Annotated in this window: 19 protein-coding genes and 1 pseudogene; 8 read left to right on the top strand and 12 right to left on the bottom strand. The window is 69.3% G+C overall.

Annotated elements, in window-relative coordinates; translation table 11 throughout:
- The first annotated feature begins 22 nt into the window (after positions 1–22).
- The 4 genes from AOZ06_RS18265 to AOZ06_RS57870 are packed head-to-tail and all read left to right on the top strand — an operon-like array spanning position 23 to position 3,637.
- The gene (locus AOZ06_RS18265) at positions 23–1,141 is read left to right on the top strand and encodes an isochorismate synthase (protein ID WP_054296723.1); all 1,119 of its coding nucleotides are present in this window, start codon (positions 23–25) and stop codon (positions 1,139–1,141) included.
- Positions 1,138–2,736 carry a (2,3-dihydroxybenzoyl)adenylate synthase gene (locus tag AOZ06_RS18270; RefSeq protein ID WP_054290512.1) on the top strand — a complete coding sequence of 533 codons (1,599 nt, stop codon included), beginning with the start codon at positions 1,138–1,140 and terminating at the stop codon, positions 2,734–2,736. The genes AOZ06_RS18265 and AOZ06_RS18270 overlap by 4 nt, the downstream gene beginning before the upstream one ends.
- 44 nt (positions 2,737–2,780) lie before the next feature.
- Entirely contained in the window at positions 2,781–3,398 is a 618-nt protein-coding gene (locus AOZ06_RS18275; protein ID WP_054290513.1) for an isochorismatase family protein, read from the top strand.
- A complete protein-coding gene (locus AOZ06_RS57870; protein ID WP_335338399.1) occupies positions 3,395–3,637 on the top strand; it encodes a phosphopantetheine-binding protein in 243 nt (80 codons plus the stop codon). The genes AOZ06_RS18275 and AOZ06_RS57870 overlap by 4 nt, the downstream gene beginning before the upstream one ends.
- Positions 3,638–4,038: 401 nt before the next feature.
- Here the strand turns inward: AOZ06_RS57870 and AOZ06_RS18285 are convergent, their stop codons facing one another.
- The 3 genes from AOZ06_RS18285 to AOZ06_RS18300 all read right to left on the bottom strand — a co-directional run bounded on the left by AOZ06_RS18285 (position 4,039) and on the right by AOZ06_RS18300 (position 7,590).
- Entirely contained in the window at positions 4,039–5,472 is a 1,434-nt protein-coding gene (locus AOZ06_RS18285; protein ID WP_225955208.1) for a pyridoxal phosphate-dependent decarboxylase family protein, read from the bottom strand.
- Between the two features lie 368 nt (positions 5,473–5,840).
- Complete coding sequence (locus AOZ06_RS18295) at positions 5,841–6,782, bottom strand: GlxA family transcriptional regulator (RefSeq protein WP_054290517.1); 942 nt, start codon at positions 6,780–6,782, stop codon at positions 5,841–5,843.
- A 16-nt stretch (positions 6,783–6,798) separates the two neighbouring features.
- On the bottom strand, positions 6,799–7,590 hold the full coding sequence (locus tag AOZ06_RS18300; protein ID WP_063810375.1) for an arginase family protein: 792 nt from the start codon (positions 7,588–7,590) through the stop codon (positions 6,799–6,801).
- Between the two features lie 114 nt (positions 7,591–7,704).
- On the opposite strand from AOZ06_RS18300, the gene AOZ06_RS58925 reads away from it, so the two are divergent.
- Both AOZ06_RS58925 and AOZ06_RS58930 read left to right on the top strand, forming a co-directional pair.
- Positions 7,705–8,187, top strand: coding sequence for a MerR family transcriptional regulator (locus AOZ06_RS58925; protein ID WP_218922011.1), 483 nt, complete (start codon positions 7,705–7,707; stop codon positions 8,185–8,187).
- A gap of 144 nt (positions 8,188–8,331) precedes the next feature.
- Positions 8,332–8,655 (top strand): annotated as a pseudogene (locus AOZ06_RS58930) (redoxin domain-containing protein); the annotation flags it as partial.
- 220 nt (positions 8,656–8,875) lie between these two features.
- Here AOZ06_RS58930 and AOZ06_RS18310 read toward each other — a convergent pair.
- Positions 8,876–9,100, bottom strand: coding sequence for a hypothetical protein (locus AOZ06_RS18310; RefSeq protein WP_054290519.1), 225 nt, complete (start codon positions 9,098–9,100; stop codon positions 8,876–8,878).
- Positions 9,097–10,056, bottom strand: a complete 960-nt coding sequence (locus tag AOZ06_RS18315; protein ID WP_083471776.1) for an acyl-CoA desaturase — start codon at positions 10,054–10,056, stop codon at positions 9,097–9,099. Before AOZ06_RS18315 ends, AOZ06_RS18310 begins: the two co-directional genes overlap by 4 nt.
- A gap of 281 nt (positions 10,057–10,337) precedes the next feature.
- Here AOZ06_RS18315 and AOZ06_RS18320 point away from each other — a divergent pair, with 281 nt between their 5' ends.
- On the top strand, positions 10,338–11,225 hold the full coding sequence (locus tag AOZ06_RS18320) for a hypothetical protein (RefSeq protein WP_157233097.1): 888 nt from the start codon (positions 10,338–10,340) through the stop codon (positions 11,223–11,225).
- Position 11,226: 1 nt separating this feature from the next.
- On the opposite strand, the gene AOZ06_RS18325 is transcribed toward AOZ06_RS18320, so the two are convergent.
- The 5 genes from AOZ06_RS18325 to AOZ06_RS18345 are packed head-to-tail and all read right to left on the bottom strand — an operon-like array spanning position 11,227 to position 18,395.
- The gene (locus tag AOZ06_RS18325) at positions 11,227–11,790 is read right to left on the bottom strand and encodes an HPP family protein (RefSeq protein WP_225954798.1); all 564 of its coding nucleotides are present in this window, start codon (positions 11,788–11,790) and stop codon (positions 11,227–11,229) included.
- Positions 11,787–12,521, bottom strand: coding sequence for a respiratory nitrate reductase subunit gamma (narI, locus tag AOZ06_RS18330; RefSeq protein WP_054290522.1), 735 nt, complete (start codon positions 12,519–12,521; stop codon positions 11,787–11,789). The genes AOZ06_RS18325 and narI overlap by 4 nt, the downstream gene beginning before the upstream one ends.
- Positions 12,518–13,129, bottom strand: coding sequence for a nitrate reductase molybdenum cofactor assembly chaperone (narJ, locus tag AOZ06_RS18335; protein WP_054290523.1), 612 nt, complete (start codon positions 13,127–13,129; stop codon positions 12,518–12,520). Before narJ ends, narI begins: the two co-directional genes overlap by 4 nt.
- The gene (narH, locus tag AOZ06_RS18340) at positions 13,129–14,694 is read right to left on the bottom strand and encodes a nitrate reductase subunit beta (protein ID WP_054290524.1); all 1,566 of its coding nucleotides are present in this window, start codon (positions 14,692–14,694) and stop codon (positions 13,129–13,131) included. Before narH ends, narJ begins: the two co-directional genes overlap by 1 nt.
- A complete protein-coding gene (locus AOZ06_RS18345) occupies positions 14,694–18,395 on the bottom strand; it encodes a nitrate reductase subunit alpha (protein WP_083471777.1) in 3,702 nt (1,233 codons plus the stop codon). The genes narH and AOZ06_RS18345 overlap by 1 nt, the downstream gene beginning before the upstream one ends.
- A 303-nt stretch (positions 18,396–18,698) precedes the next feature.
- Here AOZ06_RS18345 and AOZ06_RS18350 point away from each other — a divergent pair, with 303 nt between their 5' ends.
- Positions 18,699–19,079 carry a hypothetical protein gene (locus AOZ06_RS18350; RefSeq protein ID WP_054290525.1) on the top strand — a complete coding sequence of 127 codons (381 nt, stop codon included), beginning with the start codon at positions 18,699–18,701 and terminating at the stop codon, positions 19,077–19,079.
- A gap of 75 nt (positions 19,080–19,154) precedes the next feature.
- On the opposite strand, the gene AOZ06_RS18355 is transcribed toward AOZ06_RS18350, so the two are convergent.
- Together AOZ06_RS18355 and AOZ06_RS18360 are read right to left on the bottom strand one after the other, a co-directional pair.
- The gene (locus tag AOZ06_RS18355) at positions 19,155–19,811 is read right to left on the bottom strand and encodes a response regulator (RefSeq protein WP_054290526.1); all 657 of its coding nucleotides are present in this window, start codon (positions 19,809–19,811) and stop codon (positions 19,155–19,157) included.
- A gap of 2 nt (positions 19,812–19,813) precedes the next feature.
- Positions 19,814–20,767, bottom strand: coding sequence for a HAMP domain-containing sensor histidine kinase (locus AOZ06_RS18360; RefSeq protein ID WP_054290527.1), 954 nt, complete (start codon positions 20,765–20,767; stop codon positions 19,814–19,816).
- Between the last annotated feature and the right edge of the window lie 189 nt (positions 20,768–20,956).

A 20,956-nucleotide genomic window follows, 5' to 3' on the forward strand; every position in this document is an offset into this window, starting at 1 on the left:
GGAGCGCTCCCAAGTGCCCACCATGCACGCCGACGTCACCGCGGCGGCTCCCGCCGAGCTGCTCAGCGACTACCAGCCGGGGGCGTTCTTCCTGTCGTCACCCGCTGGTGTGGTGCTCGCCGACGAGCCGAGCGCGGTCCACACGACCATCGCCGCCGCCACGCAGGCCCTCCAGGCCGCCGGCGGGGTCCTCGCCGGTGCGATCCCGTTCGCCCGCACAGCACCGGCCCGGCTCGGGCTGTACTCGTCGGTGCGGCACGGCCAGCCGTGGCACATGGCGACGCCCACGCTCAGCCCGCTGGACCGGCCGGACTTCTCCGGTGCCGACGACAGCCGGGACGTGTACGTCGCCGGTGTGCGTGCGGCGCTGGAGCGCATCCAGTCGGCGGAACTGAGCAAGGTCGTGCTGGCACGTGTGCTCGACCTGCGCTCCGACCGGCCGGTTCTGACCGGCAAGCTGCTGGAACGCCTGGTCGCGCGTGACCCCTACGGCTACACCTTCGCCACGGACGTGGGCGCGGGATCGCTCGTCGGCGCGAGCCCGGAGCTGCTGGTGTCTCGGCGCGCCGGCCTCGTGACGGCGAACCCGCTGGCGGGTTCGGCACCGCGGCACGCCGACCCGGTCCAGGACGGCCGCAACGCCACCGGCCTGCTGGTGTCGGAAAAAGACCGGCATGAGCACGAGGTCGTCGTCAAGGCGGTGGCCGCGGGCCTGGCGCCGCTCTGCGCCCGCGTGGTCGTGCCGCCGACGCCGGAGCTGTTGCCGACGAGGACCATGTGGCACCTGTCCACTCTGATCGAGGCGGAGCCGTTGCCCGGCGTGTCCGCGCTGGACCTGGCGATCGCGCTGCACCCGACACCCGCGGTCTGCGGGACCCCGACCGAGCCGGCGCGTGCGCTGATCGGGGAGCTGGAGCCGTTCGACCGCGGTTTCTACACCGGACTGGTCGGCTGGACCGACGCGGCGGGCGACGGCGAATGGGCGATCGCCCTGCGCTGCGGCGTGGTGGACGGAACCTCGCTGCGGCTGTACGCGGGCGCCGGGATCGTCGCGGGATCCGACCCGGACAAGGAACTGGCCGAGACGACCGCGAAGTTCCGCACCTTCCTGAACGCCATCGGCTTAGGGGACCTCACGTGACCGACTTCGTTGCCTGGCCGCCGGAATTCGCCGAGCGCTACCGGGAACTCGGGTACTGGCAGGGGCAGACGCTGGGAGACTTCCTCGCCGAGCGTGCCGCCGAGCACGGCTCGCGGATCGCCGTCGTCGGCGGGGACAACCGCTGGACGTACCAGCAACTGGACGAGCGCGCGACACGCATGGCGCACGGCCTGCTGGCGCTGGGCATCGGCAAGGGCGACCGGGTCGTGCTGCAGTTGCCGAACGTCGCCGAGTTCTTCGAAGTGGTCTTCGGGTTGTTCCGGATCGGCGCGCTGCCGGTGTTCGCGTTGCCCGCCCACCGGCACAGCGAGATCGAGTACTTCTGCCGGTTCACCGACGCGGTCGCCTACGTGATCGCCGACAAGTTCGGCGGGTTCGACTACCGGACGCTCGCCGCCCGCATCCCCGGCCTCAGGCACGTGCTCGTCGCAGGCGACCCCGGCGAGTTCCAGGCACTGGACAGCGTCCCGGCCGACGCGTCGGGCCCGTTGCCGGACGTGCGCGCGGACGAGGTCGCGTTCCTGAACCTCTCCGGCGGCAGCACGGGCGTGCCGAAGCTGATTCCCCGCACCCACGACGACTACCTCTACAGCGTCAGGGAAAGCGCCGAGATCTGCGGCTTGACCACCGAATCCGTCTACATGGCGACGCTGCCCGTCTCGCACAACTTCACGCTGAGCTCGCCGGGTGTGCTCGGTGCGCTGCACGCGGGCTCGCGGATCGTGCTGACCCCGGCGCCGAGCCCGGACATCGCGTTCCCCTTGATCGAGAGGGAAGGGGTGACGATCACGGGCGTGGTGCCACCGATCGCGTTGCTGTGGATGGATTCCCCGGCGCGCGGACGGTTCGACCTGTCCAGCATGCGGCTGCTGCAGGTGGGCGGCGCGCGGCTGGCCGACGAAGCCGCCAAACGGGTCGAGACCGAACTGGGCTGCAAATTGCAGCAGGTGTTCGGCATGGCGGAAGGACTGGTCAACTACACGCGTGACGACGACCCGTGGGATTTGACCACGACGACCCAGGGCACACCGATTTCACCGCACGACGAGATCCGCCTGGTCGACGCCGACGACGTGGAGGTCGCGCCCGGTGAGGTGGGTCAGTTGCTGACGCGCGGGCCGTACACGATCCGCGGCTACTACCGCGCGGACGAGCACAACGCGACCGCGTTCACAAAGGACGGTTTCTACCGGACCGGTGACCTGGTGCGGCTGCTGCCGTCCGGGCACATCATCGTGTCCGGACGGGTGAAGGACCAGATCAACCGCGGCGGTGAGAAGGTCGCCGCCGAGGAGGTCGAGAACCACCTGCTGGCGCACGAGGGCGTGCACGACGCGGTGCTGGTCGGGGTCGAGGATCCGCAGCTCGGCGAACGCACGTGCGCCTTCGTGATCCCGCGCTCGCCGGAGCCGAGCCCGGCCGAGCTGCGCAGGTTCCTGCGGGAGCGGGGATTGGCCGCGTTCAAGATCCCTGACAAGATCGAGCTGGTCGACGAGTTCCCGTACACCGGGGTCGGCAAGACATCCAGGCGCGCACTCGCGCAGGCGATCAAGGAAGGACTCGAAGCGCGGTGACTGTAACGAAAACACGCGGCCTGCCCGCCATCGAGCCGTACCCCATGCCCGGCGCGGCCGACCTGCCGGTCAACCGTGTCGATTGGACACTCGAGCCGAGCAGGGCAGTGCTGCTCGTGCACGACATGCAGAACTACTTCCTGCGCGCGTTCAGGCGCGCGGCGTCCCCGATGACCGAGCTGGTCGCCAACATCAGGCGGATCAGCGAACGAGGCCGCGAACTGGGGATCCCGGTGGTCTACTCGGCTCAGCCCGGCGGACAGAGCACGGACGAGCGAGGCCTCCAGCTGGACATGTGGGGCAAGGGCATCGGCGCGGACCCGCAGGACGCGGCCATCTTCGCGGAGGTGGAGCCGTCCGAGGAGGACATCCACATGACGAAGTGGCGCTACAACGCCTTCCACCGCACGACCCTGAGCACAGTGCTGGCCGACAACAACCGGGACCAGCTCGTGATCACGGGGATCTACGCGCACATCGGCTGCATGATGACGGCGGCCGACGCCTTCATGCGTGACATCCAGTCGTTCTTCGTGGCCGACGCGGTCGCGGACTTCTCCCGCGCCGACCACGACATGGCACTGCGGTACGTGGCCAACCGCTGCGGTGTCGTCACCACAACGGGTGGCCTGCTGTCCACATGGGAAGGGGAAGAAGCGTGATCGACGAGCAGAAGCTCCGCGCACAGCTGGCCGACCTGCTGGAGATCCCGGCAGACCAGCTCGCCGACGACGACAACCTGCTCGACCACGGACTGGACTCGATCAGGATCATGTCCCTTGTGGACGCCTGGCGCGAGTCGGGAGTCGAGGTGGGCTTCATCGAACTGGCAGAAGAACCGACACTGGCCAACTGGCGAGCCCTCCTCGCAGCCCAGAAAAGCCGCACCAACGGCTCATAGAAGCAGAGACCGCCAAACTGGTCGAGCGACAACCCGGCCCCAGCGACGAGCGCGCAAGCGCAGACCAACCTCGAGTGGCAAGCACGCAAACCAGCCACCGTGGCAGCGCGCAGGCGCGGCCCAACATCGGGTGGTGGGTGTGCTGGCGCGGGCCAACGCTGGGTGGTGAATGCGCAGGCGCGGACCAACCTCGAGTGGCGAGCGCGCAAGCGCGGAAAAGAGCTTCGGGCAGGGGCACCCACGCCCCAAAAACACACCACGGATCCAGAGCACAAGAGAGGAAGAACACCAGGCACAGCCTCCTGCCCAGAGGTCAGCCCCCGGCGAGGGAAAATCTTGTTCCGCGCAAAAAACAAGCCACGACGACAGAACAGCACCCCGAAAGCACGAAAGCACGAAGATCAAGAAAGAGCCCGGCAAGCATCCAACTCCCCAGCAACCAAATCGATATCCCGTTCAGTCGTGAGATAACTGGTGACGCAGAGCCGCAAACCCGAACGCCCAGCGAGTTGTACAGAACTGATCCAAGCCCGCCCACGCCGAACAACCTCATCCGCAACGGCCGCGTGCCAACTACGGCTGAGACCTGGATCACCGCGATCGACATCCGGCTCCGCCACGCAGACAACAGGCAACGGCGTAGCGTTGATCCGCACCCAGCCACGCTCGGCCAACCGCAAGGCGAGCAGTTCGCCGAGCGCCACGTCCCGTTCCAGTTGCCGCGCGAAAGCCAGGCGTCCCTGCCCGGCCAGCGACAGGAACACTTTCAGCCCGGTGAACCGCCGGGACCACTGCACGCTGGACGCGTACGGGTCGAGTGTGCCGTCCGCCGCGTCGGGCATGAACGATGTCCGCACGTCGAAGCTCGCGCTGAGCGCGTCGGCGTGTGGTGTCAGGAACATCCCGGCTCCCATGGGCGCGGACATCCACTTGTGAGCGTCCACAGTGACACTGTCGGCTGCTTCGACTCCGGCCAGCAGTGGCCGTAGCCGGTCCGACAGCGCGACCGACCCGCCCCACGCGGCGTCCACATGCAGGTACAACCCGCTTTCCCGGGCGAGCGTGACCAGTTCGGGCAGAGGGTCCAGGGCTCCGGCGCCGGTCGTGCCCGCGGTGGCGACGAGCAGGAACGGTTCGTCGCCCGCGGCCCTGTCCGCGTCGAGCATGGTCCGCAACTGGTCGACGTCCATGCGGTGTGCGGCGTCGACTGGAACCAGCCGCACCGCCTGACGGCCCAGGCCGGCCACGTGCGCGATCTTGACCCACGCGAGGTGGCTTTCCGCGGAGGCGTACAGCAGCGGACGTCCACGCACCGCGCGGACACCCTGCTGGGCGTAGTCGGGCCAGTGTTTGGTCAAAGCGACAATGACGGCGGTCTGGTTCGCCTCGGACCCGCCGACCGTGAACGAACCCGCGCTGCCCGCGGGCAACCCGAGCCTGTCGGCGAGGAACCGCAGCACGTGCCGTTCGATTTCCACCGGCGCCCACGCGTGCGGGTACGCCGCCAGTTGCGGGTTGGCCGCCGCGGCGATGAGCTCGCCCGCCACGCCCCACCAGGTGGGCGCGGGGTTGAACAAACCGAAGTAGCGTGGGTGGCTCGTGTGCACCATTCCGCTGCGCAGCAGGTCCATCACGTCGGCGAACACGTCGTCGGCACAACGAGCGGTTTCGAAGTCGTACGCGGCAAGGCGTGCACGGATGGCGGCGACGTCAGCCGGAGGGGTGACGGGCCCGCCGGGCACATCCACGTGGTGTTGGGTGGCCAATGTGGACGCTTGGGCGAGCAGTGCGGCGGCGTGCCCGCTGTCCACGTGCAACGGGCCGGGCTTGGACATGTTCACACCGCCGATCATCGAATGGTGGGCAGCCCGCCGACAGGCTCGGGAACGTCACGCACCACCCGATTTTCGCCAGCTGGTCGCAGGTGGTGGGCAGCGCGAGGCGGACGCCCGGAACCGGTTTGGCAACGCGTATCGCGAGGTCGAAAGCACTGGCGCACGGATCACCGCTGACTCACGGGTGGTACTGGTTCGGCGTCGGCGCTGGCCACCAGGCTGGCATTGCCCGGGTCGTGAAGGCCTTTGAGGAAGGAACCGCGACCTTCAGCGTCCGGACCGGCAGCACGCGCGGATACGCCAGGTTCGAGTAGCCCGTGCCGGCGTCGTCGCCGACCCTGCCCCACCACTGGGCAGTCGAGTGCGTTTCAGGCGCCGGCCCGGAACGCGCGGCGATACGCGGACGGCGTGCTCCCGATGTGTCGTTTGAAGTGCAGCCGCAGCGTGTTGCCGGTGGTGAAGCCGGTTCGGGCGGCGATGGAATCGACCGAGAGGTCCGTGCTCTCCAGCAGGGCCTGGGCGTTCGCCAGCCGGTGCAGTGTCAGCCAGCGCGTCGGCGTGATGCCCGTTTCGTCGACGAACTGCCTGCCGAACGACCGTGTGCTCATCGCGGCCCGTTCGGCGAGCTGGGGGATGGTCAACGGTTCGTGCAGCCGTTGCTGCGCCCAGTCCAGCACCTGCGCGAGCCCGGGTGGCGCGAGCGGGGCGTATTGGGAGTGGACACCATCCCGGTGGGGTGCGACGACCATGCGACGGCCGATCTCGGCGGCGGCTGCTGCCCCGAAGTCCTGCCGGACGATGTGCAGGCACAGGTCGATGGTGGCCGCGGTGCCCGCGCTGCTGAGGATGCCGCGGTTGTCGACGTACAACGCCTGTTCGTTGACGTTGACCAGGGGATACCGCCGTCGCAGCTCGTCGGCGTGGTCGTGGTCCGTGGCGACCTCGCGACCGTCGAGCAGGCCCGCCGCGGCGAGGATGAACGCACCCGTGCACAACGACGCGATCCGCACTCCGCGCCGGTGTGCGGCACGCAGCGCGGTCAGCAGCCGTCCAGGCGGCCGGTATGACGGGTGGGGCGGCGGCGTGACCACGACGAGGTCCGCCGTCTCGATCACGTCGAGGTCGTCGCCCACCTCCAGCAGAAGGCCGGGAACCGAGACGGGCAGTCCCGGCGCTGCCGCGCACACCACCAGCTCGTACCACTCGGGAGTCAGGTAACGCCGGTCCCTGCCGAATACCTCACACGCCGTGGCCAGGGCGAACAGCGGACAACCGTCGAGCACGGGCATGACGATCCGGCGGCGACCCATGCGTGCAGTCTTCCCTTCAACGGGTCAACGCCGCACCCAGCTGCCGGATCACCTCCGCCTCGTCGGCACGTACGTCACCGTCGGCGGGGGCGTGCTCGGTGATGCCGGCGCCGACCACGTCGCCGAGGCGGGAGATCACGTCGGTCAGCCGCTCCGGCAGCACACCGTCCGGTTCGGGGTAGCAGACCGAGCCGAACCGCGTCGGCTCGAGCACGTCCAGGTCGACGTGTACGTACACCGGCCCGCTGAGCCCGTCGAGCACGGCGTCCAGGTCGTCGACGCCGACCGTCCGGATCCCGGCCCGTTCGATGTACTCGTACTCGCTGGCCTCGCCCGCACGCAACCCAGCCAGGACGACCTGGCGTGCGGTGAGCAGGTGCTCCTGCGTGAGTGCCGCGGGCCCGTCGCCCAGCAGCGTCCGGACGACCATCCCGTGGAACGCGCCGGACGGCAGGGTGTCGCCGGTGAAGCAGTCCGGGTGGGCGTCGAACCACAGCACGGTCAACGCGTCGCCGTGCCGGGCGCCCGCGGCGGCGATCGGCACGAGGTCGACACCGCAGTCACCACCCACGGTGATCACCAGGTCGTCGATACCGGCCAGGGCTTCCCGGGTCAGGTCGAGGTTCTCCTTGATGGAGGCCAGCGCCCGGATACCGTCCTGCTTGTCACTGCTCGTGTCCGGCACGGGCACGGTGACCAGCGCGTCGGCGGCGACCAGCTCGGCGGCCCGCCGTGCGCCCGCCACGAGCCTCGGCGCGTCGGGTGAGGCGGATCCCTGCCATTGCGGCACACAGAGAACAGTCGTCATGGCGCGCACCCTACGCGGCGGAAACCCAGCGTGAGCAGCGGTTTTTCCGAACGGCTTCACCTGGCCCCCGGGGCCGGGTCTACCGTCGTCCCAGCGTGAAGGGGGGAGCGGACGATGAAGGCAGGCGAGGCCGCCAAGGCGGCGGGCGTGACGAGGAAGGCGCTGCGCTACTACGAACCGGCCGGGCTGCTCGTGCCGAGGCGGCTGGACAACGGGTATCGCGAGTACTCGCCCGATGACGTGCGGCTGGCGATCGAGATCCGCACGCTGACGGCGATCGGCTTGTCACCCAAGGAGACCGAGCCGTTCCTCGACTGCCTGCGCGGCGGGCACGCCAGCGGTGACGAATGCCCGGAGGCACTCGCGGTGCACGACCGCAAGATCCGTGCCACCGACCGGCTCATCGCCCGCCTCAGCCGCACCCGCCGCCAGCTCGCCGGCCAGTTGCGCGCCGCCGCGGGCGAGCCCTTCACGCACCGCCACGAACCTCAGGAGGACACGGTGCTGCCCCAAGCCGTTCCACTGCCCGACAACCTGCCTGCCCCGGCGGACGACGGCGCCGCCGTGCACCTGCCGGCCGTGTGCTGCCGCCGTTGACGTTCCTGGCCACCGACGGGTCCCAGGTGCGGCTCGACGCCGTGTCCGGGGGCCGGTGGATCCTGTTCGTCTATCCGCTGACCGGCGACCCGGCCGCCGACATCCCACAGGGCTGGAACGAGATCCCCGGCGCGCGGCTGCGGCCAGGAGGCGTGCGGGTTCCGGGACAACCTCGACGACCTGCGGGAATGCGGGATCGACCAGGCCGTGGCGCTGTCGTCGGACCGGGCGGAGTACCAGCAGTCGCTCGCGCGCGGGCTGCACCTGCCGTACCCGCTGCTGTCCGACCCGGAGCGCTACCTCGCCAGGACACTGGACATGCCGACGTTCGAGGCACAGGGATCCACTCTCTACAAGCGGATCACGTTCGTCCTGCGCGGCGCCACGATCGAGCACGTGTTCTACCCGATCTTCCCGCCGGACACCCACGCGCTGCGGGTCGTGGAATGGCTGCGGCAGCACCCGTGAGCGAACCAGGCCGGTTCACTGGTGTGTGGAAGGGACTGACCTGGGTTCAGGAGCAGCCGCCGGTTCGAGGAAGACAGTGCGCGTGGCGATCTGCTTCCGCGTGGGCGGCTCCTGCTCAGCCTCTTCACGGTGGCTGAACATGTCACCGGGTGTGCTGTCCTTTGTGGTCGATGTGATCGCGTGTTCCTTTCACAACCGTGTGCCCGCCTGGCCTCACACGTCAGTTGAGCGGCTGGACGTGCCCTGACTGGGCGTTCGTGGCCCGGTCGGCGTCCAGGCCGAGCATGGCGATCAGCATCTCCCGGTCCTGCGGATCGGTGGCGTGGTCGTCCACTGTGCGGGCGGCTCGCACCTGCTGGGCCATCTCGTTGCGCGCTTGCGTCGCACGTGCCTGGGTGATCCGCGCGCTGTCGTGGTCGGCACGGGGGTGGCGCCGGACGGTCACCGCGTCACCCCGGTGGCCGTCGCCGCGGGACGGGCGAGCCTGGCGAGCCGTTCCGGCGTGGGCCAGCGGACACCGCGTGCCCAGCCCAGCTTCTCGAACAGCCAGATCGTCCGCGCCGAGATGTCGACCTGTCCACGCAGGACACCGTGCCGCGCGGACGTCGGGTCGGCGTGGTGGGTGTTGTGCCACGACTCGCCCATGGACAGGATCGCCAGCGGCCAGAAGTTGGCCGACTTGTCGCGGCTGGTGAACGGGCGGTCGCCGATCATGTGGCAGACGGAGTTGACCGACCAGGTCACGTGGTGCTGGAAGGCCACGCGGGCCAGCCCGGCCCAGAGGAACCCGGTCAGCGCGCCCCACCATGACATGGTGATCACGCCGCCGAGGACCGCGGGCAGCAGCACGCTCAGCGTGACCCACAGCGGGAACAGCCGGTCCACGAACCGGATCGCCGGGTCCATGGCCAGATCCGGTGCGAACCGGTCGATGTTGGTGCGGTCACGGCCGAACAGCCACCCCATGTGCGCGTGCCAGAACCCCTTCGCCAGCGCGAGCGGCGACGTGCCGAACAGCCACGGCGAGTGCGGGTCGCCCTCGCGGTCGGAGAACGCGTGGTGGCGGCGGTGGTCGGCGACCCAGCTGATCACCGGCCCCTGTGCGGCGAGGCTCCCGGCGATCGCCAGCGCGATCCGCAGCGGGCGGACGGCCTTGAACGAGCCGTGCGTGAAGTAGCGGTGGTACCCGATGGTGATCCCCAGCGAGGACACCACGTAGAACAGTGCGGCGACCGCGAGGTCGACCCACGTGATCCCCCACCCCCAGACCAACGGCACCGCGGCGAGCAGCGCCACGAACGGGATGAGCAGGAAGGCCCGGATGGTGATCAGCTCCGCGCGGGACGCGCGGTGCGACAGCAACGGTTTGGGGACAGCGCGGGGAGGCGCGGTTGTGGTCACTAATAGCACTCGTCTCGACAGGATCCGTCAGCCACGATGGCGTGTGCGGTCGATGTGGGAACAGACCCGGCTGGACCTCCGCCGGGTCGGCGCGAAGCGCCGTAGAAGGATTCGGGTCGTGCCCGCGTCGCCGGGCAAACCCTCTACGACTCGACCATACGGCATCCGGAGCCGGGGCACGCGGTGACAACGCTGGACGCATACGGCGACCGGTGCCCGAATTTCCCGGGACTTGTCCCGATCCACCACGGTGTACCTGTGGATCTTGTAGCTTGCCCGTGGTGGACACCCTGACAACCGCGCAGCACGATCGGCTCCTGAACCTTGTCCGCCGCAGCCCGGCGTTCATCGGTATGAGAGTCGTCGTGCACGACGACCTCGTGCGCGTTGTCGACCCGCACGAGCTCGAGATCGGCCTCGGGCCGGTGTTCGACGCGGTCACGGGTGTGCCGGTGGACCAGTGGGCCGACCTGGTCGACGACCGCCTCAACCGGATCGTCGGCGCGCTGGTCAACGGTGAGAGTGAGCTGGACGGCCCGGTCGAGCACGTCATCGACCGCATATACGCCCGGCTGCGGCCCGCCGAGGGCAGCCCGGTCGAATGGTGGACGTACGCCCCCGAGATCGCTCCCGGCCTGCTGATGGTGCTCGCGCTCGACCACTCCGACCGGGTCGCCATCCTCAACGACGACCAGGTCCGGCGGTACGGCTACGACCAGCTGATCCAGGCGGGACTGGACAACCTGTGCGGGCAGTTGCCGGAGACGTACGCGATCAGTGCCGACGTGTACGTCCTCACCGGCGGGGACTACGTGGGCTCGGCTGTGCTCGTCATGCCGTGGGTGGTCGAAGCGGTCACGGGCGATCGTGAGTACCCGGACGGCGTGCTCGTCGCGATGCCCAACCACGGCACGCTGCTCTTCCACGTGCTGCGGGAGGGCGCCGCCGCCCGGTACGCGATGGGCGAGATCGCCCGCGTCGCGGCCGGTTTCCACGCGGACGACTCCGGGCCTGGGCAGCTCAGCCCGTACGTGTACTGGCTGCCTTCCGGCGCGGGCTACCTGGAGCCGGTGGCCCACTTCGACGGCGACGCCAACGGTGTCATCGGCGAGGACGTCACCACGCACTACTCGGCGGATTTCGCCGCCGTGCTCAACGGCCTGCGGTAGGTCAGCCGTCCTGGGCCCGCCACAGCGGGTACCGCGTTCCGGTCAACCTGTTGATCACGCCGCCGAACACGGTGAGCACGAGCACGCTGCACATGATCAGCACGAGTTGCGGCGGTGTGTGCAGCACGCCCAGCGAGATGATCAACGTGGTCGCGCCCGCGGGCGGGTGGGGCAGGCCGAACAGCGTCATCGCCCCGCACGTCAGCGCCAGCGCCAGCGTCGAGGCTCCAGCGCCGGCGAACGTCATGTGCGTGATCGAGGGGCCGCTGTGCCACTGGCCGAACGCCACCAGGCCGAGCACCCCGGCCAGCACACCGATCAGGTGGCCGAGCAGCGTGTTGCGCGGGCTGGCGGTCGCGTGCGTCGGCCGGGTGAACAGCAGGAACGCGGTGGGACCCAGTGATGGGAAGAGCAACGGCTGGTCGGTGAGGACTGCCTCCGCCCCGATCAGCGCCATCGTGACGAGGGCGCCGATCGTGGCGTGCAGCGCTGTGCCGTGCCGTGCCCGGATCCCACCGGGCTTGCGGTTGCCTTCCGTGCCGGCGGTGGCGGATGACAGCGTCAAGGCTGGTCCCAGCCGCGATGCGCGGTCCGTGACGTCAGCGCGTCAGCGCGGCCACGGCTGCGGTAGACCACATACGGCCGGATGAGGTACCGGATCGGAGCGCTGAAGGCGTGCACGAGCCTGCTGAACGGCCAGAGCACGAACAACGCCATGCCGAACAGCGCGTGCATCCGGTACATCAGCGGCGCGTCGGCGATCAGTGACGAATCGGGTTGCAGCGTCAGGATTCCGCGGAACCACGGCGCGATGCTCACCCGGTAGTCGTACCCGCCCTGGAATCCGTTGACGACCACGGTGACGAACATGCCGAGCAGGATCGTCGCGCCGAGCACGGTGTAGGTGAGCTTGTCGTTGTTGGACGTGGCCTTGCGGACCGGCGGCACGCTCCACCTGCGGTACACCAGGACGGCCAGGCCTGCCACGGTGGCCAGGCCCGCGATGCTGCCCGCGACCAGCGACACGAGGTGGTAGAGCTCCTCGTGGACGCCGAGCCATTCGGTCAGCGACTTCGGCACGAGCAACCCGGCGACGTGCCCGCCGACCACCATGAACAGCCCGAGGTGGAACAGCGGGCCACCGATCCGCAGCATCCTCGACTCGTGCAGCTGGGAGCTGCGCGTGGTCCAGCCGAACTGGTCGTACTTGAACCGCCAGACGGTGCCGCCGACGAACACGACGATCGTCAGGTACGGCAGCACTGTCCACAGCAGAAGGTCGATCGGGCCGGTCATCGGGTCGCCTCCATCGGCCGCACGGTGGGATACCCCAGCAGCACCGGTTCGAGCCCGACCTGTTCGGCCGGCGGCGTCAGGCCGGCGGGCAACGCGTTCGCGGCCTGTGGGACGGTCGCGATGACCGCGGCGACCACCGCCGCGTACGGCGTGTCGATCGCGGACAGCTTGGTGTGCAACAGGTCCAGGCCTGGCCGGAAGCGGGCGAGCAGCTCGCGGCCCGGCTGCCCGGTGAGGGCGGCGAACTCGAGCAGGATGGGCAGGTAGTCCGGCAGTTCGCTGTCGGCGAGCTGGAAACCGTGCTGCCGGTAGGTGCTTTTCATGGCGGCGAGGGCTCCGCCACGGCGCCGGGTGTCGCCGTCGGTGTACCAGGTCATGTACAGGCACCGGCCCGGCTTGGTGTCGAAGACGTCGACGTAGTGCCGCGCAGCGTCCACCGAGGACGTCCGCGTCACGTGGTCCAGCACGGCCGGGACACCGCCCGCCAGCTTCGCCGGGATCTCGCCGAGACACCGGCGCAGCAGCGGGATCCGTTGGCGGAGCTGGTCGTCCGGGTAGTGCAGGCAGTGCGAGGCGACCTGGTGCAGCACGTTGACCGCGCGGCTCATCACTTTCGCCCCGTGGTGGGGAACATGCCTTCCGGGCGTTCCCCCTCGCGCCACGTGAACAGGTCCGTCCGGTCTTTGCCGTCCGGGCCGCCCATGCCCGGTCCGCCGTCGGTGTCCAGGCTGCACGTGGCCCCGATGGACTCCAGTTCGTGCGCACGGCCGATCCCCGCGGTCGGGATGACGTACCTGTCGGCGTACTTGGCGACGGCCAGCAGCCGGTACATCGACTCGATCTGCTCGCCGGTCATCCCGACGCTCCTGGGCACGTACCGGTCCGTCGGCTCACCGAGGTTGATGGACCGCATGTGGGACCGCATCGCCGCGAGGCGCCGCAGCACGTCTCGCACCGGCTCGGGGTCCCCAGCGGTGAACAGGCCCGCGAGATAGTCGACGGGAATGCGCAGCGCGTCGATGGCGCCGAACAGGTTCCCGGCTCCCTCGCCGTCGAATCCCGTGCCGGACACGGCGTCCACCACCGGTGACAGCGGCGGCATGTACCAGACCATCGGCATGGTCCGGTATTCCGGGTGCAGCGGCAGCGCCACGCGGTGCTCGGCGATCAGCGAGTACACGGGGGAGCGTCGCGCCGCGGTGATCCAGTCGTGCGGGATCCCGGCCTTGTCCGCCGCGGCGGCGACCCCGGGGTCGTGCGGGTCGAGGAACACCTCCAGCTGCGCCTGGTAGAGCTTCTGGTCGTCCTTGACGCTCGCGGCCCGGCCGACGGCGTCCGCGTCGTAGAGCACGACGCCGATGTAGCGCAGCCTGCCGACGCACGTCTCCGCGCAGATCGTCGGCTGGCCGATCTCCAGCCGGGGGTAGCAGAACGTGCACTTCTCGGCCTTGCCGGTCTTGTGGTTGAAGTAGACCTTCTTGTACGGGCAGCCGCTGACGCACATCCGCCAGCCACGGCACCGGTCCTGGTCGACCAGCACGATCCCGTCCTCGGTGCGCTTGTACATCGCGCCGGACGGGCAGGAGGCGACACAGCTCGGGTTGAGGCAGTGCTCGCAGATGCGCGGCAGGTAGAACATGAAGGTCTGCTCGTACTCCAGCCGGATGCTCTTGCCCAGCCGCTTGCGCATGTCCTCGGCCACGGGGTCGCCGACCGCGTGTTCCGGCGCGCCACCGAGGCTGTCCTCCCAGTTCGGGCCCCAGCGCACGGACGTGGGTGCGCCCGTCACCGCCGATATCGGCCGTGCGGTGGGCGTGTCGTCACCCAGCGGCGCGTCGGTGAGGTTGCGGTAGTCGTACGTCCACGGCTCGTAGTAGTCGTCGATGGTCGGCAGGTTCGGGTTGGCGAACAGCGAAAGCAACCGCTTGATCCGGCCGCCTGCGGCGAGGCGCAGCCGCCCGTTGCGGCCGAGCCGCCAGCCGCCGCGCCACTGCTCCTGGTCCTCGTAGCGGCGCGGATACCCTTGGCCCGGCTTGGTCTCGACGTTGTTGAACCAGGCGTACTCCACGCCGCCGCGGTTGGTCCACGTCTGCTTGCACGTGACCGAGCAGGTGTGGCAGCCGATGCACTTGTCCAGGTTCATCACCATGGCCAGCTGTGCCATCACACGCATCAGTAGGTCACCTCCTGGCTGCGGCGACGCAGCACGGTGACCTCGTCACGCTGGTTGCCGGTGGGGCCGTAGTAGTTGAGGGCGAAGCTGAGCTGGCCGTAGCCGCCGATCAGGTGTGTCGGCTTGATCTGCAGCCGGGTCAGCGAGTTGTGGATCCCGCCGCGTTTGCCGGTGGTCTCGGTCTTGGGGACGTTCACCGTGCGCTCCTGCGCGTGGTACATGAACACCGTCCCGGTGGGCATCCGGTGCGACACGACGGCTCTGGCCACCACGACACCGTTGCGGTTGACCGCTTCGACCCAGTCGTTGTCCTTCACCCCGATCGCCCCGGCGTCGGCCGGGCTGATCCAGAACGTCGGCCCGCCGCGTGACAACGTCAGCATGATCAGGTTGTCCTGGTACTCGGAGTGGATCGACCACTTCGAGTGCGGCGTGAGGTACCGGACGGTCACCTCGGGCCCGTTCGGGCCGATCCTCGGCTCGCCGAACAGCCGGTGCGGGTCCAGCGGTGGCCGGTAGACCGGCAGGTGCTCGCCGATCTCGGCGACCCAGTCGTGGTCGAGGAAGAAGTGCTGCCGCCCGGTGAGCGTGTGCCACGGTTTGAGCTGCTCGACGTTGATGGTGAACGGCGCGTACCGGCGGCCGCCGGACTCGTCGCCCGACCACTCCGGGCTGGTCACCACGGGCGCGGGCCGCGACCGCGTGTCGTCGAACGTGACGCGGTGCGCCCGGTGGTGGCTGACCAGGTGCCGCAACGGCCGCCCGACGCGTTCCTCCAGCGCCCGGAAGCCCTCCTCGGAGACCCGGCCGTTGGTCGTCCCGGACAGCGCGAGCACCGCGTCCGCGGCTTTGCGGTCGGTGTCCAGCAACGGGCGGCCGATCGCCGCGCCGCCGGTGGCCAAGCCGTTGGCCTCGCCGAGCCACGCCAGCTCCGGCGCGACCTCGACGGTGATCCCCTTGGTGGTCGTGCCGAACTTGTCCAGCAACGGGCCGAGCGCGCCGAGCTTGGCGGCGATCGCGGTGTAGTCCCGTTCCACCACGGTCAGGACCGGGAACGTCTGCCCCGGAACGGGTTCGTAGTCCTCGGTGCGCCAATCCCGCACCACACCACCGGGTTGGGCCACCTCGCCGGGAGTGTCGTGCTGCATCGCGGTGACCACCAGGTCCCGCCGGGTGCCCAGGTGGTCCTCGGCGAGTTCGCTGAGACGCTTGGCGATGGCGTGGAACGCGTCGAAGTCCGTGCGTGCCTGCCACGGCGGGTCCACCGCCGCGTTGAACGAGTGCACGAACGGGTGCATGTCCGTGCTGGACAGGTCGTGCTTCTCGTACCAGGTCGCGGCGGGCAGGGTGACGTCCGCGAACAGCGTCGTGCTGGTCATCCGGAAGTCCAGCGCCAGCAACATGTCCAGCTTGCCCTCGGGTGCTTCGTCCCGCCAGCGCACGGACTTCGGGCGTTCGTCCTCGGGGACCTCGGTCGCGCGCATCGACGACGTGGTGCCGAGCAGGTGCTTGAGGAAGTACTCGTTGCCCTTGGCCGACGAGCCGAGCAGGTTGGCCCGCCACACCGTGAGCACCCGCGGCCAGTTCGCCGGCGCGTCGGGGTCCTCGCAGGCGAACCCGAGCTCACCGGCCTTCAGCTGGGCCAGCAGGTGCTCACCCGGGTCCAGCCCGGCTGCCTCGGCCTCGTCGGTCAGGTCGAGCGGGTTGCGGTCGAAGGTCGGGTACGACGGCATCCAGCCGAGCCGGGCTGACTGCGAGAGGCAGTCGGACACTGTCTGGCCCGTGAGCTTGCCCGGCGCGCCCGGCCACGTCAGGGTGTCCGCGGTCAGCCGGTCGTAGCGCCACTGGCCGGTGTGCGTGTACCAGTAGGCCGTGCCGATCATCTGCCGCGGCGGACGGGCCCAGTCCAGCGCACCGGCCAAAGTGGACCAGCCGGTGAACGGGCGGACCTTCTCCTGGCCGACGTAGTGCGCCCAGCCGCCGCCGTTGCGGCCCTGGCAGCCGGTCAGCAGCAGCAACGTCAGGAAGGACCGGTAGATCAGGTCGGAGTGGAACCAGTGGTTGGTGCCCGCGCCCATCAGGATCATGCACCGGCCCTTCGACCGGATCGCGGTGTCGGCGAACTCGCGTGCGATCCGGATGACCTGACTCGCGGGCACACCGGTGAGCTGCTCCTGCCACGCGGGTGTCGCGGGAGAGCCGGGGTCGTGCAGGTCGCGGGGCCACTCGCCGGGCAACCCGGCGCGGTGCACGCCGTACTGGGCCAGAAGCAGGTCGTACACGGTGGTGACCGTGCGACCGGCGACCTGCCGGATCGGCACGCCCCGCGTGATCGCGCCCGCTGAGCCGTCAGCCGTGTCGAAGCGGGGCAGCAGCACCTCGGCGGAGTCACCGTCTGGTCCTGAGTAGACGGACAGCGCCGGTGTGACGGACCCGAGGTCGAGGTTCCACCGGCCGGGCTCGTCGGCCCAGCGGAAACCCAGCGACCCGTTGGGCACGACCGGTTCACCGCTGCTCTGGTCCAGCAGTACCGTCTTCCACTCGGTTCCCTTGCTCAGCGCGCCGGGCAGGTCGGCCTCGGTGAGGAACTTGCCCGGCACGAGCGTTCCGTCGCGGTCGTCCAAGGTGATCAGGAACGGCAGGTCGGTGTACTGCTTGACGTAGTCGGCGAAGAACGGCACCTCGCGGTCGACGAAGCACTCCCGCAGCACCACGTGCGCCATCGCCATGGCGAGCGCGCCGTCCGTGCCGGGGTGCGGCGCCAGCCACTCGTCGGCGAACTTCGTGGCGTCGGAGTAGTCGGGGGAGCACACCACGACCTTCTGGCCGCGGTAGCGGGCCTCGGTCATGAAGTGCGCGTCCGGTGTCCTGGTGACGGGGACGTTGGAGCCCCACAGCATCAGGTAGGCCGCGTCCCACCAGTCGGCGGACTCCGGTACGTCGGTCTGGTCGCCGAAGACCTGCGGGGAGGCGGGCGGCAGGTCGGCGTACCAGTCGTAGAAGGACAGCATCGGCGCCCCGATCAGCGCCATGAACCGGGCGCCGACGGCGTGCGACACCATCGACATGGCCGGGATCGGGGAGAAGCCCGCGATCCGGTCGGGGCCGTGGTTGCGCAGGGTGTGCACGTGCGCCGCGGCGACCATCTCGACCGCTTCGTCCCACGTGACCCTGACCAGCCCGCCCTTGCCCCTGGCGCGGTGGTACGCCCGGCGCTTCATCGGGTCGTCCACAATGGACGCCCACGCGACCACCGGGTCGCCGTGGACTCCGCGCGCTTCCCGGAACATCTCGACGAGAACGCCTCGGGCGTACGGATACCGGACGCGCAGCGGCGAGTAGGAGTACCAGGAGAAGGACGCGCCGCGCGGGCACCCTCTCGGTTCGTACTCGGGACGGTCCGGTCCGACGGTGGGGTAGTCGACGTCCTGCGACTCCCACGTGATGATGCCGTCCTTGACGTACACGTTCCACCGGCACGAGCCGGTGCAGTTGACGCCGTGCGTCGACGGGACGACCTTGTCGTGGCTCCACCGGTCGCGGTAGAAGGTGTCCGCCTCCCTGCCGCCGGTGCGGTAGGCGGCACGCAGGTCGTCCGACACCTCCTGTCTGGTCAGAAAGCGTCCCGCCGACAACAGTAGATCGCTCGCGACGCCATCGGTCGTAAACTTTTTCCTGGCGCGCTGAAATGTCGCGCACATGCCTGTGCGTCCTCCCAAGATCCCCGGTCATTCTGCAGAGCAGATGATCCTATGTAACCTTATGTATACGATTTGTTACTGTGGATTGTGACATGGATCACCATAGTAAAGTATTGTTTAAATTGCCATGGCCATGCGTTGGTTCTGTGGATTGGGTCACCTGTTCGGCGGTGCTCGGTCTCAGTTTTCCGGGGCTACGGTCTCGCTCGGTGTGATCTCACAGAGGTGATGATGAGCGCTGATACTCGATTGCGTATCCAAGGATCTGTGTGGGGCGATGAAGGCAATAGGCTCGCTGTCCTGTTGCTCGAGTTCGCCGCGGCCGGGACGCGGCTCAAGGACGTGATGATGGCGTCCTTGCTGCGTATGGGCCTGTCGGTGGTCGGCGACGTCGACCGGATCGCGTTGCCGCGGCCGCGCGGCTGGTCGGTCGAACTCGACGGCGGTGGTGATCTGACCGTGCGCTGGCCGCACCGGTCGCCGCTGATCGATCACCTCGGGGTGCAGTTGCCCGAAGTGTGGCGGATAGCTGCCACGCGCAATGACACGGTTGTCCTAGTCGCTGGTTGCGATGTCAATCTTTTCGGTCCCAGCCGACAACGCGGATCGCATGAAAGGGGTGGTTTGTCCGATCTTGCCGCCAGAGGAGATCTGGTCGGTGCCGCTATCGGATTCCGGCAATAGATTCGATCACCCGGATTGGCAGTTGTTTGTCCGGGCAAGTCGTCATTGACATCGACTGGTTATCCGGCACGGCCGCTATGGCTCGATCAGGCCCGCGCGAATTGCGTACCTGGTGAGCTGGAGCCGGTCGCGCAGCCCCAGTTTCTGCAGCAGGTTGGCGCGGTGGCGCTCGACCGTCTTCACGCTGATCACCAGGATGCCGGCGATCTCCTTCGAGGAATGGCCCTCGGCGACGAGCTTGAGGATCTCCTCCTCGCGGTCGGTGATCGCCTTGTCGGGGATGTCGTGGCCCTCGTGCGCCCGATCGATGTAGTGGCGGATCAGCGCGGTGACCGCGCCCGGGTACAGGAACGGCTCGCCCCGCATCGCGGCCCGGCACGCCTCGACGAGGTCCCGGTCGGCGACCGACTTCAGCACGTACCCGGACGCGCCCGCCTTCAGCGCGTCGAAGAAGTACTGCTCGTTGTCGTACATGGTCAGCATCAGGATCCGCAGGTCGGGCTGGGCGCGGGAGAGCTCACGCGCCGCCTGCAGCCCGGTCAGCCTCGGCATGGCGATGTCCAGGATGGCCAGATCCGGCGCGCCGGCCCTGGCCATCTCGATCGCCTCGGCACCGTCGCCTGCCTCGGCGACGACGGTCAGGTCCGGCTCGTTGTCCAGGATCAGCCGCACGCCCCGCCGCACCAGCGCGTGGTCGTCGGCGAGCAGGATCCGCGTCCGGTGCTCGGCCATCGTCAGTTCCCCTTGCCGTGCAACGGAATCCGCAACCGGACCGCGGTACCGCCGCCGGGCCGGGTGCCGAGGTCCAGCTCGGCGCCGATCAGCAACGCGCGTTCCCGCATGCCACGCACCCCCGCGCCTTCCCGCGCGTCACCCAGTCCTCGCCCGTCATCGCTGATCCGCAGCTCCACACCGTTCTCGCTGCGGGTGAGCGACAGTTCGACGGTCGTGGCGCCCGCGTGGCGCGCGGTGTTGGTCAGGCTTTCCTGCGCCACGCGGTAGACGACGAGTTCGGCGTCCTCACCGAGGCCGGGCAGGTCCTTGTCGAACCGGCGGCGCACAGTCAGTCCGTTGTGGCCGGACATCTCGGCGGCCAACGCCTTCAGCGCGCTGGTCAGGCCGAGTTCCGCGAGGACGCCGGGCCGCAGCCGGCGTGCGATGCGGCGGATCTCGTCGAGGCTGCCGCGGGTGATCTCCTGCACCTGCCGCAGTTCGTCGCGCACCGGCGGCTGGGCGTGATCGGCGACGCGCTTGAGCTCCAGCAGGACCGCGGTGAGCGTCTGGCCGACCTCGTCGTGCAGTTCCTGCGCGATGCGCCTGCGTTCGTCCTCCTGCGCGGACAGGGCGCGGGCCGCGCTCTCGCCGCGTTCGGCTTCCAGCCGGTCGAGCATGGCGTTGAACGTCCTGATCAGGTCGGCGATACCGCCGTGCCCGCTGACCGTCGGCCGGGGCCCCGGCCGCAGCAGGTCGGTGGTGATCATCGCGCGGGTCAGCCGGTCCATCGGCGCGAGCCCGACCCTGAGCAGCACGGCGTTGGTGACCAGCACCGCCACCAGCCCGGCGAGCACGATGACCGACTCGGTGAGCAGCACCGGTGTGGACACCGTGACCGGCCCGAGCAGCACCAGCACCGTCGCCGAGATCAACACGGCCGCGTTGAGCAGGAAGATCCGCCAGAACAACGTCACCCGTCCCAGCCTCGCCGGTGACCCGGGGCCTTGTCCATCCGTGCTGACACCCATGCGTCCCGGCGCACGCCGCCTGCATGGCGCCACCCACGGGAAATGGGTGTCCGCACCGATGGTGGGCGCACCCCGCGGAGATCAAGACTGGTCGCACGGCAACCGAGACCAGCCGGGAGGCCGCTCGTGATCCCC

The sequence above is a fragment of the Kibdelosporangium phytohabitans genome, assembly GCF_001302585.1.
GTDB classification, from domain to species: Bacteria; Actinomycetota; Actinomycetes; order Mycobacteriales; family Pseudonocardiaceae; genus Kibdelosporangium; species Kibdelosporangium phytohabitans.

Excerpts from the sequence above, each read along its gene's own strand:
- AOZ06_RS18285 (WP_225955208.1), bottom strand. The coding sequence starts at position 5,472 with ATGTCCAAGCCCGGCCCGTTGCACGTGGACAGCGGGCACGCCGCCGCA.
- AOZ06_RS18295 (WP_054290517.1), bottom strand. The coding sequence starts at position 6,782 with ATGGGTCGCCGCCGGATCGTCATGCCCGTGCTCGACGGTTGTCCGCTG.
- narI (WP_054290522.1), bottom strand. The coding sequence starts at position 12,521 with ATGACCGGCCCGATCGACCTTCTGCTGTGGACAGTGCTGCCGTACCTG.
- AOZ06_RS58925 (WP_218922011.1), top strand. The coding sequence starts at position 7,705 with ATGAAGGCAGGCGAGGCCGCCAAGGCGGCGGGCGTGACGAGGAAGGCG.
- AOZ06_RS18345 (WP_083471777.1), bottom strand. The coding sequence starts at position 18,395 with ATGTGCGCGACATTTCAGCGCGCCAGGAAAAAGTTTACGACCGATGGC.
- AOZ06_RS18300 (WP_063810375.1), bottom strand. The coding sequence starts at position 7,590 with ATGACGACTGTTCTCTGTGTGCCGCAATGGCAGGGATCCGCCTCACCC.
- AOZ06_RS18275 (WP_054290513.1), top strand. The coding sequence starts at position 2,781 with ATGCCCGGCGCGGCCGACCTGCCGGTCAACCGTGTCGATTGGACACTC.
- AOZ06_RS18265 (WP_054296723.1), top strand. The coding sequence starts at position 23 with ATGCACGCCGACGTCACCGCGGCGGCTCCCGCCGAGCTGCTCAGCGAC.
- narJ (WP_054290523.1), bottom strand. The coding sequence starts at position 13,129 with ATGAGCCGCGCGGTCAACGTGCTGCACCAGGTCGCCTCGCACTGCCTG.
- narH (WP_054290524.1), bottom strand. The coding sequence starts at position 14,694 with ATGCGTGTGATGGCACAGCTGGCCATGGTGATGAACCTGGACAAGTGC.
- AOZ06_RS18355 (WP_054290526.1), bottom strand. The coding sequence starts at position 19,811 with ATGGCCGAGCACCGGACGCGGATCCTGCTCGCCGACGACCACGCGCTG.